The sequence below is a fragment of the Paenibacillus sp. PK3_47 genome (assembly GCF_023520895.1).
In the GTDB taxonomy this organism is placed as follows: domain Bacteria; phylum Bacillota; class Bacilli; order Paenibacillales; family Paenibacillaceae; genus Paenibacillus_AQ.
The window spans coordinates 6,093,271-6,106,970 of the sequence record NZ_CP026029.1 but is presented as its reverse complement, the minus strand read 5'-3'; the positions used below and the strand labels follow the sequence as shown (position 1 = coordinate 6,106,970).

The 13,700-nt window shown below is 53.4% G+C and carries 7 protein-coding genes and 1 riboswitch; all 7 genes read right to left on the bottom strand.

Annotated elements, in window-relative coordinates; all coding sequences use genetic code 11:
- Positions 1-138 precede the first annotated feature (138 nt).
- Entirely contained in the window at positions 139-1,035 is an 897-nt protein-coding gene (locus C2I18_RS26615) for a hypothetical protein (protein ID WP_249898706.1), read from the bottom strand.
- 81 nt (positions 1,036-1,116) lie between these two features.
- Positions 1,117-2,451, bottom strand: coding sequence for a voltage-gated chloride channel family protein (locus C2I18_RS26610; RefSeq protein WP_249902262.1), 1,335 nt, complete (start codon positions 2,449-2,451; stop codon positions 1,117-1,119).
- Positions 2,452-2,521: 70 nt separating this feature from the next.
- Positions 2,522-2,583, bottom strand: a riboswitch (Fluoride riboswitch).
- A 162-nt stretch (positions 2,584-2,745) separates the two neighbouring features.
- Positions 2,746-2,931, bottom strand: a complete 186-nt coding sequence (locus C2I18_RS26605) for a hypothetical protein (RefSeq protein WP_249898705.1) — start codon at positions 2,929-2,931, stop codon at positions 2,746-2,748.
- Positions 2,928-3,134 carry a hypothetical protein gene (locus C2I18_RS26600; RefSeq protein ID WP_249898704.1) on the bottom strand — a complete coding sequence of 69 codons (207 nt, stop codon included), beginning with the start codon at positions 3,132-3,134 and terminating at the stop codon, positions 2,928-2,930. Before C2I18_RS26600 ends, C2I18_RS26605 begins: the two co-directional genes overlap by 4 nt.
- A gap of 97 nt (positions 3,135-3,231) precedes the next feature.
- Positions 3,232-3,612 (bottom strand): hypothetical protein, encoded by a 381-nt coding sequence (locus C2I18_RS26595; protein WP_249898703.1) that lies wholly within the window; start codon positions 3,610-3,612, stop codon positions 3,232-3,234.
- A 112-nt stretch (positions 3,613-3,724) separates the two neighbouring features.
- Complete coding sequence (locus C2I18_RS26590; protein ID WP_249902261.1) at positions 3,725-6,523, bottom strand: glycoside hydrolase family 2 TIM barrel-domain containing protein; 2,799 nt, start codon at positions 6,521-6,523, stop codon at positions 3,725-3,727.
- An 824-nt stretch (positions 6,524-7,347) separates the two neighbouring features.
- Positions 7,348-13,665: an S-layer homology domain-containing protein gene (locus C2I18_RS26585; protein WP_249898702.1), complete on the bottom strand. Its 6,318-nt coding sequence runs from the start codon at positions 13,663-13,665 to the stop codon at positions 7,348-7,350.
- Positions 13,666-13,700 lie beyond the last annotated feature (35 nt).

Here is a 13,700-nt window from a genome sequence, read left to right as displayed (position 1 = left end):
CAAGAATGATTTTCAAACCTTACAATTCGTCATCGATCAATAAAATCCTTCTTCGCTCCCTGCCGGGCGTAAACGTTTCCGTTAACAACAAAAATAGGCGCTCCCACCAGGGAGAAGCGCCTGTGTTGTGAATCTCTTCTATTGTACTGTTAACCTCTGCTGGAGGATTACTGCCAGCTCTTCGGCAGTCTCCCAGACTATCGGACGAATGTCCTGAATCTGCACATTCAGCTTATCCGCATCGCTCTCCCTCACAGTCCAGACCACCGGAACGTTCAAGCCAAGCGCATAACCGGCGGCAAAATACACCTCAGGCGACAGGTCCGTTAAATCCGCAACAATCAGCTTGGCGTCGGCAATCAGCTCCAGCGGATACTGTTCTCCGCCAGGGGAATTCCCGTGGGCAAGCAGGCGCGGCTGGTAGCCGCACTGCTCAATTCTGGGCAGCAGCTTCTCTATCCACTCCGTGCGCAGATGCTCCTCATCCGGAATGAGAACACAGCAAGGTTTTAATTTTTTGCCTCCGGCACTGGCCGCAGCTTCCGCCCATCCCGCTTCTGTAAGCTTAAAGCTCATGCCTTCCCTGATCAGCAGCTGGGCGGTGCTCAGCTTGTCGATGATATATACCAGCTCCTGCAGATTGGGAGAATACGTCAGGTTGTAGCTGCTGGAGAGCGGATGAATAACGACCGGCTCCTCCGCGCTGTTGGCGTGCCGGTACAAATACTGCAGCAGACGGTTTCCCTTATCCTCTAACGTTACGGGGATCTTTGGGGAATTCGCAATGGAATCCAAATCGTCCGCAGACAGCCGTACCTTGGCGCCGTTATCTGTAGTCTCACGGATATAAGCCGAGATTATATGCAGCATATCCCGCTTTTTTGCATGCGGCAGCGCATTAATGGGCTCATAGCTCTCTCTAAGCAGGCTGTACGACCCGCCTGGTGAACAGGCGCAGCTGTTATATTTATCGTAATCACCCTCCGGTGTGATCGGGACAATCTCATCGCAGAACAAACAGTGCTTTTTAAGCATGATAACTTATCACCTCATATGAATATTGTCCATATACCTTAACAAGGTTTTGGTGAAAAGTGGACACGCAGATATTTCCATCTATTGTTCCGAAGTCTCTTTTTGCTCTTCCGGCCTGGTTTTGCGCAGGCTTTTGACGGCAGCTAATGTGGTTCCTTCAGGGATGGAAATCAGCGGGCTTTTGGATACTCCGACCCGCTGGGAGGTATAGATGCCGGTATGCCCGGAGAACAGAAAGCTGACTATGCAGGCGATGAACATATAGACCGCTCCGCCGGAGCCGAACAGCTCAATCCCCATGATAAAACAGGCAATTGGCGTATTAGTCGCTCCACTGAACACAGCGATGAACCCGAGCGCGGCCAAAAATGGACCGGACACATACAGTATTCCGGCAAGGCTGTTTCCGAGCGTAGCGCCTATGGCGAATAGCGGTGTCACCTCACCGCCCTGAAAGCCCGTTCCCAGCGTAATGGAGGTGAACAGCAGCTTCCACAGAAAAGCAAACGGCGATACGTCGGAATCAAAAGCTCCGCTAATCAGCGGAAGACCGAGTCCCAGATAGTCTCTCGTCCCTGCGATATATACAAGTGCAATGATGATCAGGCCGCCAACGGCGCTTTTCAGCATCGGATTTTTAAAAAGGGCGGTAAAGGTCCGCTTCAGAACATGCGTCAGTTCACTGAACACCATGCTGACCAGACCGAAGATCACTGAGGCGATGACAACTTTAGCAATGACCAGTGCATCGATCCCCGGAAACACATCCACAGCATAATGGGTATGATGAACCCTCCATAAACGGGACGCCACGAGATCTCCGGTAAAACTGGCAACGAAGCAGGGCAGCAGCGCCTTGTGACTGATCATGCCGACCGCGATAACCTCCAGTCCAAAGATAGTCCCTGCCAGCGGTGTGCCGAAAATAGAGCCAAAGCCCCCGCTGATCCCGCACATCAGGAGAATTTTCCGGTCGAGCGGATTGATTCGAATCAACCGGCCGAACCCCTCGGCCAGACTGCCGCCCATTTGCACAGCTGTCCCTTCACGGCCCGCCGAGCCGCCAAACAGATGGGTAACCAGCGTCCCGAACAATACCAGGGGGGCCATGCGCAGCGGTATGGTCTCTTTGCCTTCGCCAATCTGCTCCAGAATCAGGTTATTCCCCTTGGCGCTGTTAAGCCCGTAGCGCATGTACAGAAAGCTAACCAGTGCGCCCCCCAGCGGCAGCAGAAACAGCAGCCAGCCATGTTCAAGCCGGATATCTGTCACGTAATCGAGACTTTTCAGGAACACTGCCGACGCCGTCCCTGATAAGACACCTACAATACTGCCCAGCACAGTCCACTTGATAAAAGTACTCCACAGTGCCAGATAACTGCTTCTTCCTGCAAATCTTCTCCATTGTTCAGCCATTCTGCCCATTTCCCAGCCCCCGGTTATCTGTTAAATCCCTGAAACAAAACAGACTCCTACCAGTAAAAGTTTACTGGTAGGAGTCATTAGTCTCACGAGACGGTTACGGCGAACTCCATCGCCCGTTTTTAGCTATTTTCATAATAGTAGTTGGATAGTTGAAAGTCAATACACCATTGTATCGGCGCATTCCTTCACGGTCAGTGCGTGTGATTGGCGGGAATACTGGGTCGGTGAAGGTACAGGGAGCCTCGGGATTGGGGTGAACTTCCGGATGGTGCCGGGCGGGCGTTCTTAAGTATGGTCGCGGGTATTTATGCGTCTCATTTCGCCGCTGTGGCTGGTTTCTGCGAATTCAGAGGTATTCGTGCTTCTCATTTCGCCGCTGTCGCCGATTTCTGCGGATTCAAGGGTATATGTGCTTCTCATTTCGCTGCTGTGGCTGGTTTCTGCGGATTCAGAGGTATTCGTGCGTCTCATTTCGCCGCTGTGCTGGTTTCTGCGGATTCTGAGGTATTTGTGCTTCTCATTTCGCTGCTGTGGCTGGTTTCTGCGGATTCAAGGGTATAAGTGCTTCTCATTTCGCTGCTGTGGCTGGTTTCTGCGGATTCAAGGGTATAAGTGCTTCTCATTTCGCTGCTGTGGCTGATCTCGGCCAAATCAAGGGTATATGTGCGTCTCACTAGGCCGCTGTGGCTGGTTTCTGCGGATTCAGAGGTATTTGTGCATTACATGCCAACATTCAATTGCTCCCTCCCACCTCACCTGGCTCCTACGAAATCAACGGGACTTTTCCCGCTCATTTGGCCCATCTGCCCACTTCCTGGTGAAATCAACGGGATTTTTCCCGTTCATTTGGCCCATCTGCCCACTTCCGGTGAAATCAACGGGATTTTTCCCGCTCATTTGGCCCATCTGCCCACTTCTGGTGAAATCAACGGGATTTTTCCCGTTCATTTGGCCCATCTGCCCACTTCTGGTGAAATCATCGGGACTTTTCCCGCTCATTTGGCCCATCTGCCCACTTCTGGTGAAATCAACGGGACTTTTCCCGTTCATTTGGCTCATCTGCTTACTTCTGGTGAAATCAACGGGATTTTTCCCGCTAATTCCGCCCGTCTGCCCATTTTCAGCGAAATCAACGGGACTTTTCCCGTTCATCCCCCCCCGGCATCTCACTCCCCGATCTGGCGCAAGCCATGGATACTTAACCACAAGAAAAAGCCGTGCGAAGGTCCGCACGGCTTCCAGAGCTCATTATACTTTTTAACTATTAACGAATAACCTTTAGAAGCTCAGCGACACTTGCCTCGTACTCCGGTGAGAACGCCTCGGAGTTCATGTAACCGGCCAGACTGGACAGGAACTGTCTACCTTCCGGAGATTGGCCTGCTTTGCCGGCGTCCAGGGCGCAGATCAGCAGCTTGCCAGCTCCAACCTTGCACTCCAGCAGGAAGCCGAGCTTGTGGTTACGCTCAAAGTTATCAATGGTCTGAACAATCGGGCTCCAGGCACGGTCCGTATCATCCAGAATAATCGATTTCGAGTTCTCCACGATGTTCCACCATGGATAGGTGGAATGCTGTTCGGTCGGGAAATCACGGAATACCGGGTGACTGTTGTCGATCAACAGCCCCATTGTGCCGACAGGTACCGGGCGGTTCATGCTCTCGGAAATCGAACGGAACATCGGGTAGCACCAGAAATCGGTGCAGTAAAAGCCTTCAATTGCATTCTCAAGCGACTCCGGTCTAGGCATGAACAGCACGTTCTCCCCTTGCGCAAGCAAAGACTGCGCCTCAGAAGACAGCTCATTAAATACGTGAATGCCTTCCAGCGGATTAGCCTTTTGCTGCGGGTAAATCCACAAGTCATAGGTTTTGTAAATGTCAGTTCCGGCGATCTGCAGGTTAAGCACGGCCTTGGTCATCACCTCAACAGCCGGAAGCTCCACATTAAGCTGGCAGATGTTCACATAATTCTCTCCAGCAGGAACCGCAGACTCCGCAGAGCCTTTGGAGATCGACAGGCCGTCCGCAGCCAGCTCCCATTCAAGCACAAGACTGGCAGGACTGACGCTCCGGTACCAGCTCAGTTCAATACTGGCCTCGAATGGTTCGCCGGATGCATAGTTGAATTTCGGGAATCTGGCCAGCAGGACAGCGTCATTGCAGAACGAACGCCATTCTTCTGCGGTCAACATGCCCTTGGAATCCATAAAAGCATCCAAAACGCCGACCAATGCGGTCCCCTGCCCGCTGAAATCCTGCAGATCCAGCAGCTGGAAGCCCGCAAGTCTCCTGGAACGGAAGGCCGCCTCCAATTCTTCTTTATAGCAGGCTGCTGCAAGCTTGCCGGAGCTCTCGAAGTATTTGGCTGCGAGATGCCCAAGTCCTTTAGCTTCGAGCCGATCACGGAAAACCATAAAATTCTTGGCTTTGAGCGGGCCGGTATATTTCTCAATTTCCTCAAAGTCCGGGAACGTTGCATATTGCCCGATCTCATGGGAAACTACCGGAATCTGCGGAATCCACTCTCCGGAAGCGTCTCCAGCCTCAACAGTTTTTGCTTCCGTGCCATACTGGATTTGAATGGTGCCTCCTGCCTCCGCTCCGGAAGACTCACCATCCAGCAGACTAGGCGGGACGATGACATCGTCATAATCCTTCATGGTTCCGGGAAGATCAGTTTGAACATGCCCCAGTGGAGCATCGCACATGGCATAAGAGCCTCTGAACAACCGGTTTTTCGAAAAGCGCACCCCGCTGAAGAAATCATCATGCTCCAGCACTTCCGGCACCCACTGATGATTATTGGAGCCCTGGGTGTACAGGGGTCTGTTATCGAATGCTTTGTACTCTTTTAGAATAGAATCGATCTTGGTTCTGCTGCCCCACAGCTCATTGCCGAGCGACATCATGACAAAGGATGGATGATTGCCGAACGCTTTCAGAATTTCATAACCTTCGCTGACCAGATAATCCTGCTCCTCCTGATTGTGGCCCTCATCCGACGGTTCGGTGACCGTTCCCCAGAACGGCAGCTCCGGCTGCATGTAGATACCCAGCATGTCTGCGGCAGTAAAGGCGGCTTCCGGCGGACAGCAGGTATGGAACCGGTAATGATTGATGCCGTAGGACTTGGCAATCGACAGGATTCTTACCCATTCATTAACATCTGTCGGGGCATATCCGGTCAGCGGAAAAATCAGCCCGTCATGCTTGCCGCGCAGGAAGGTTTTTTCACCGTTAATCGTAAATTTGTCCCCGTCTGTCCGGAAGGCACGAAGCCCGAATATCAGCTTGTTCCGGTCGATGACTGCACCGTTTTTGTCTTTGAGGACAATGCTGAGGTTATACAGGTTAGGCGCGAACTCGCTCCAGAGCAGTGCATCTTCCCCCAGCTCATACACAATGGAAATCTCATCTGAAGATGAAACCGGGAACTCCTGCTCAGCTACAGAGTAAGCATTTTCGAGAAAGCTGTGTGCTTCGACCCCGACCACTGCCGCCGTCCCGCCATTCAGCGAGGCTGTAATCCGGACACTCCGCGTATCTACATCCGGATCCAGCCGGATTCCGCTCAGATACGACTCTCCGTAGAACTGCAGCTCTATGCGTCCGGTGATGCCATTCCAGTTGGTCTGGGTATCCGGCGAGGTCATATGGCCGCCTTTGGTTGGATAGTCCACATTGTTGACACAAACCGTTAGCGTTTGCACTCCTGCCCGGAGCTTGCCGGTCAAATCATATACATGTGCGGTGTTCAGACTGTTGCGGCTGCCGATTTCTTCACCGTTCAGCCATACTGTAGTCATCCGTGTACGCTCAAGATACAGGAACGCGGTTTTTCCGGCAAGCTCTTCCGGAATTTCAATCTCCTTCGAGTACCAGGCCTGTCCTTCAAAAAGGTATTCATCTGTCAGCGAGCCCACCAGTACCTCTTCGTTCACCGGTCCCTTACGGGCATGTGACGTCGTACCCGGCAGTGTAATCACATCGGAGAAAGGCAGCTGCAGTCCCTGCTTTTCTTTGTCGAGCTGTAACTTCCATTCACCTTCCAGGCTGATCATTGTCTGCAACCAAATCCACTCCCAGTCATCATAATCTCTAAATATTGTGTCGCTTTCATTTTCTACTTTATAATAACAGATTTCAGTACCGCCATGTCTATAGTGAAAGAACGCTTTTTTAGGATAACATTTATCTAACAAAAATACCCCCAGGATCATCACCGGTAAACTCAGGTTCATTCCGGCTGTTATCCAAGGGGTGTTTCTGTAAAGCTGGTTCATATTAGTCAGGAAAAAAATATCGATGTTGGTTATCTGTATCCGTATCATGGGAAAAGGTTGCACGGAGCGTGTACAGATCTACCTATATAGGTTGAACTGGTGATTTCACTAATTGGAATTGTTCGTGACTTCAGAGAATGTTTGGACTTCCGGCCGCTTCCGCCTGTAAATCCCATTGATTCACACCGCTCTTCGCGGTGGAAATCCGCAGACTGCCTATGCTTTCGAAGCGAGCTTTTCTGCGGAAAGCTATCAGGCGGACGCTATCGCTCCTACAGTTCCAAACTTCTCCTCCGCCACTCTTTCCTATTAGATTATCTTCAAGTCCATTCTATATAAGTGGAAATTCCGCACCTAATTCTAAGGACAATACCAGTATTGCAAGACTAGTGGGAAAAACTCCACTTAAAATTACCGGATGTGCCTCCAAAGGCCTCTATCCGTCCGATTAGCTGGAGAATTTCCAACTAAAGATCATAATTGATGAAAAAGGGCAGAATTAGGTGGAGAAAATCCCACTAAGCCTTAGATCGGTACTTTAATCGTTGTGGTATTACCTATTTCGAATAATCAGCAGACCTGGGCAAAAAACGACGTAAAGATCAGTTCATGATTGAGGTGTAAATCCGGTACAGTATGGCAGCCGCCTCGGCTCTGGAAGCCGCCTCCTGCGGATGAAGCCTTTCAGCGGATTTGCCCTGTAAAATCCCTCTGGCCGCAAGGGCTGCCACACTGTCTTTGGCATAAGGGGCAATCTCGTCCGCATCTGTATAACCTGATAAGGTTGCCTGTATTTCTTCCGGCCTTAACAGTCCGGCGGCTTCCAAGGCCCTCACTGCAAAGACTGCCATCTCCTGCCGTGTAACAGGCCGCTCAGCTTCAAAAGTATTTTTTCCATTACCGGAAGCGATACCTAGTGCTTTGGCAGCTCCTGCAGCTTCAAAATAGTGGTCACTTGGCTTGATGTCACGGAACGGTTCGGCGGTTTGGGCCTTGAGTTCCAGCATCCGGGTAAGCAGCAGAATATAATCGCCTCTCGTTATCAAGGCTTCAGGAGCAAATTTGGTCTCGGTTACGCCCTGGATTATACCTTTTGCGGAAAGGACCTCCACTGCAGGATGCGCCCAGCTGAAGGTATTCATATCCTGGAACACGGACTTGTGATAAACAACTGCATACCGGGAAAATTTCCGGGTGCGGAAGACAATGCTCCCGGTTCCGGCATCGAACCTGGCATTAGTCACCGCTTGAATATTTCCCTCATCGCTGATCTTACGGACGGAGATAAGCTGTGGATTCGTCATTTCCGCTGAAGACGGCTGATAAGGAATACGGATTGTCACTTCCCCTTCCGGGCTGAAGATTCGTCTGCCATCCAGAGCCAGATCGATGTCCAAAACCGGGCGGTTACCGGCAGACTCCTTCAGCTTTTCCGGAATATTACCGCTCGCAGCCTTAATAATCAGAGACAGCTCCCCCGTACTTTGCGCAGGGATGGATTTCAGCAGTATCGAAGGCAGGGTTACGCTGCCCAGCGGAGTGCTGATCTCGAGCGGTCTCCCGGCCAGGGTCTCCCTCAGCCCGGACATTTGCAGTACGGTTTCATAGGCCTCCGCTCCGCTTAGCGGCTGAATTCTAAGGCTTACTGCTGCAGAGGCTTTTGCCCTGCTTATATAATGCTTCAAGGCATCGGCTGTCAGCACTGCCTTGGCTGAACCGCTAGCAGAATCCCCTTGCGGAATCAGCTCCATCCACAAATTAGTGCCATCTTCCTCCACTCCCGGAGACTGGACCGTTCCGGGGACCGCAGGCTGAGCAGGGTTGGAACCGGCCCCTGTACCAGGAAGAACAGGGATTTGCGGTCCGCCGGGATTCACCGGTCCGCCGGGATTCTCCGGTCCCCCAGGATTCCCCGGTCCTCCGGGATTCACCGGCCCTCCAGGATTCTCCGGCCCTCCTGGATTCCCCGGTCCCCCAGGGAACTCCGGTCCTCCGGGTTCTTCCGGTCCGCCCGGCTCCTCGGGTCCTCCAGGATTGCCCGGTCCACCGGGGACTTCGGTCAAAACCAGCTCCCCGAACAAATTAGGGTTTTTGCCGGTGCCGATGCCGCTCATATATTCCAGCCACCCGTGCCGGCCGGGACCGTCATCATCGTTCACCAGCAGGGAGAAGCCCGCCAGAGACGGAACAGCCGGGGCCTCTGCCGGAAGCAGCTCTTCCCATGGAATCGCTATTTCGTACGTGGTTGTCCGGCTGGCTTCGTCTCTTACAATGGCCGCGCTGGTGTTGATCAGCTCACCCGGCTGTTTGCCGGAAACTGCGGACCAGCGCCATTTCACTGTACCGCCAGCGTCCGGTAGGGCAAAGAGCAGCTCACTGTAACCGCTGCTCCCAGGCCCGTTCACCCTCCCCGGATCCACCATGAACTGCAGACTGTCCCCCATCCAGGCAGAGCCGTCTGTACTCGGCTGGCTGTGTATATTGTCTTGTACAACAACCGCGACATAGAGCTGTGAGTCGTCCCACTGGGTAAAGCCGGCAGCGCTTAAGTCTTCTTCTCCTCCCCACGGAACGGTTCCGCCGCTTACCGGCTTATATTGGGAAGGCAGCTTCAGCTGGAACGGCATTGCTTTTGACCAGTCGTCACCTATCACCCCGTCTATTTCCGGAGCAGCATTGGTCTTTGCAGCAGCAAGAAAATTGATCTGTGCAGACGTCTTTATTTCCGCACCGCTGGACAGGCTCAGCCGCAATTCCGCTGGTACAGCATGGGTGTTTGGCGGAGCCGGCACATCGACTACCAGCGTTGTCCGGGCCCCCGGAGCCAGGGCCTCGAACGGAACCGCCGCGACTGTATTCTTCCAGTGTTCCGGCCCATCCAGATGCAGCGACCCTCCAGCCGGTGCGGCTCCGCTGTTCTCAAGCTCCACAAGCAGCGCCCAGTCCGACCAGTCACCGCTGTTCAGCGGCTTAGGAGTCACTGAAGCAATATGAACCTGCTTATCCAGATCCACAAAAGAGGCGATCGTTGAGCCGCTCTGACGCACAGGTTCACCGCCCACTCCGCTGAAGCTGTTCGTGCCCAGCTTAAGGCTGGACAGTGTGCTCTGGTCAATGGCTATGCCGGCATATGGAGTGGATTCAATATGATTACCTGAGATCTCCAGGTTGCCTCTCATGCTTCTGAGCACCGTAATTGCACCATAGTGATAGGTTCCCGGACCGCTATTTGTATTCAGCAGCGTATTTCCCGTAACCCTTACCTGGTCAAGAAAATAGGCCTCACTGGTATAGTACAGGTGAACCCCGGCCAGATGCGTATCAGAAATGATATTATCTGCCACTTCAATATAGTTGCCGCTGGCAATGCCAATCCCGCCATAATCACGGGAGCCCCGGATCTCATTGCCCTGGATCCGGATATACTGCGGCTCGCGGGCAATGCTGCCCAGCTTGTTCACATGAATTCCGTTGTCACGGGAGTTGGAGACCACACTGCCTGTCACTTCGATTTGGCGGCTGGCCAGCAGCTCAATGCCGGCTGTCCCCGAATCCGAAACCTTACTGTCCCGGATGGATACGCGTGTGGACGCATCCGCTGAAATGCCCGGCCCGCCGGAGCGCTCAGCGGTAACGTTGTCAACCACCACGTTAGTACTCGCAGAGATATCCAGCAGGGAGCGGTTATGGCGCTGGGCAGGCTGATCATCAAGCTGCAGGCGCAGATTGCGGATGGAGACACCGCTGACATCCAGCAGCCGGATTCCCTGATGGTCTTCTGAAGCGAACCTCAATACAGAAGCATCGCCGTCTCCTGTAATATGGATATTATGTCTGCCCGAGAGCAGCAGATGATGGCGGATTGCGGTAAACGGGTAGCTGTCCCGGCCCTCAAGCGGCTGCAAGAGATACGTTCCGGCGGGTACATACAGCACGCCTCCTGCATCAGGTATGGCAGCCAGAGCATCGTAGAATGCCTGCAGGTCATTGCCTGTTCCGTCACCTGTTGCCCCGTAATCCCTGACATTGACAATCCCGCCGTTTACCGGCGCCGAGGCAGTCTCCTCCCACTGTGTTCCGCTTGGTTCGGCAGCTTTGTCCGCAAAGACATCCGTAAACTCTGAAGCCTCCGTTACCGTATCGAACCCTGCCTTCACAGGGACAGTAGGCTGACTCACCTTATTGCCGGAGTAATCAAGAGTTCCGCTCAGGGTCCCTCCAAACAGTACGCTTGCATTATTGTCCAGAAGAATATTGTCTTTTACTTCAAGCCCGTCAATCACTGCATTGCTGTTGATCTTAATGGCACCTTCTCCCGATCCGGCAATCCGGTTGCCGTTCACCTGCAGATCCTTCCCCTGCAAAGGAGAACTCCAGGCGCTGAAGAAAATGCCGTTGCCCGGATTTCCATATATTCGGTTATGCTCAATCGCCGTATTTGCCGCGTTGTTATTCAGCACCACTGCACCTTTGTATACAGAGCTCTGGTTATTGTTGTTGCTCTGGCGGTTATTCTGGTCTGACCACAAAATGGTATTGTACCGGATGGATACATCCTTCACCGGAACACCGGACACGCCGCCCTGGCCGAGAGAGTTGGTGAACACCCCTGCCAGCAGGGAGCTTTCAATACTGTTGTGTTCGATCCGGTGGCCAATGCCTCCCGCACTGACGCCTCTGCCCCAGGTGGTCCGGACAATGGTATTGTACAAAGCGGCGTTGTTCTCGGAGACCGGCCAGTTATTGCTTCCCGGAGCATCCGAGACAAACCCGACCGCATCGTCGTTGCTGTTCTCGACATAGTTATAGGCAGCGACCACATTGACAGTGTTGGCAAAATGAATGCCGTCCGCCCCCGTATTCCTTACCTCATTGCCGACAGCCCAGATGTTCCTGGAGCCCTGCCAAAAAACAATCCCGATGCCTCCCTGGTCTATATTGAGGCCTGTAACCTGAATATTCTGTCCGGACAACCCGATATTGTACGGGCCGTTAATCGACCTCATATCCATGCGAGGCGACCAGGTGGTGCTGAAGCCGCGCAAGGAATAATCGCTTCCGGCAAACCTCCAGCCGTACGGCCGGCCCCCGGTATACACACCGTTGGTGTTATGGTAAGACTGGCCTGATGCCAGCGACGGAATCCCCGGATTCCGGAAATCGATGATAGTGGATTCGCCTTCCCCCACAAAGTGGATATTATGCAGCTCCCGCTCACCGGTGCGGTCCCAGAATCTGCGGTCGGCAGCAGTGGCTTCCGGTGTCGGCGGGGCAGCAAACACATACCTCCCGGACGGCATAAACACAATTCCGCCGCCCGCGGCACTCAGGGCATCGACGGCCTGGTCGAAGGCAGCTTTATCGTCAGTAATGCCGTCCCCTTTCGCTCCAAAGTCTCTGACATTAGCCACTTTCATCGAGGCATAATCCAGGACGGGCATCGTTTCAAGCCCCGGACGGCTGTAGAAGCTGTCCGGCAGGTTCGTTACGCCCCCCTGCTCCAGCACAGCGGTCTGATAATCAAAGCTGGTTATGATGCTGTCAGCGAGCCCCGCTTTGCGGGCAACAGCCTTGAGGGTCAATGGTTCCGTAATAACAACAGGCGTATTGTACAGCAGGCCTGAAGTCCGCGGATCACTGCCGTCTACCGTGTAGTATATTTCAGCTTCCGATGTTAAGGTGGATAACGTCACTGCTGTCCCGGGCTCCACATATCCGGCCGGAGGATCAGCTGTTACAGGTGCGGTCCCTTCAATTCCGCCTTGAAATTCCAGATAGGGCCTGTAATCCGCTGCCCGGCTGGAGGCAAACTGGGCATTCAAATCAGCAGCGGCATCGTCTGTCAGACGGAAAGAAGCATTTGGAGCACCAGCCATCAATAAAGCGTTTACAAATCCAGTAATGTCATAGGTGTACCAGCCCGGTTCCTTGACACGCTGTGTTCCGAGCGGACTCCCCGCTTCCTGCGGGGCATTGTTCCAGGTGATGCTCTCCTCGGCCCATAAGCTGTCCTGTAGTCCATACAAGGTTACCGGAACTTCACGTGCCAGACTTGCCGTCTGATACACATTAAGCGTAACCGACCCGGCAGCCCCGTACGGATAATCCGATAACTCCGCTTTTACATATCCATGGCGGGTATTTACGGGGTCAGGGATGCCGTCCTTAAGACGGGCTTTAACCCAGAACTGGCTGCCGGAAGCAGGAACATTTACCGCAGGAACCCGCATCATCTGGTTGACATTCTCATGTTCCGCGCCGCCTCTTGTATTTACCGATTCCGTGACGGGCAGCTGTAATCCGCCTGTCTCAGGCGGGTCCGTACCCGGACCGGGAGTATTCGCCGCTGTAAAAACAATCACCGGCGACCAGAAGGTATGGTCGTTGCTGATGTTCCCCCCTTTGCCGGCCTCAAAGGTAATACGGTCACCGGCCGCAACAGAGATCCCCGAGGTCTGTACGGGATCAATAGCTGTGTTTGTGGTGATCAGCGTGCTCCAGAGCACTCCATCATTCTTCTTGATGGAGGCAATCATACCGTCGCCGTTATTATCCCCTTTGCGGACACCGCCGGAGATATCCACGGTTCCGTTACCGGGTGCTGTCCAGGCACGGACAGCAGCCCCTGTATTGCCCGGATGCATTTCTCCGGCTTTGATCCAGGGATATACAGGAGAGGAGGGGGCAGCCTGCCAGCGTTTGTTGGCGGCATCATACACGGTAAGCTCACTGTATACATTCCCCTCCAGCTTCAGATAACTCCATCCATTGTGGCCCTGCGTATCACTGAAGCCTGCAGATGACGGGTAAGTCACCGGTGCCGGCGGTCCCTCAGCCTGAGCCATACCGCCTGGCCATGACAAGGGGAGCAGCAGCGTAATTACCAGGAACAGCAGAAATGACCGTTTGCTTGTGTTCACAGAATAACCCCTTCCTCAGTTGGACTTGCACAGTG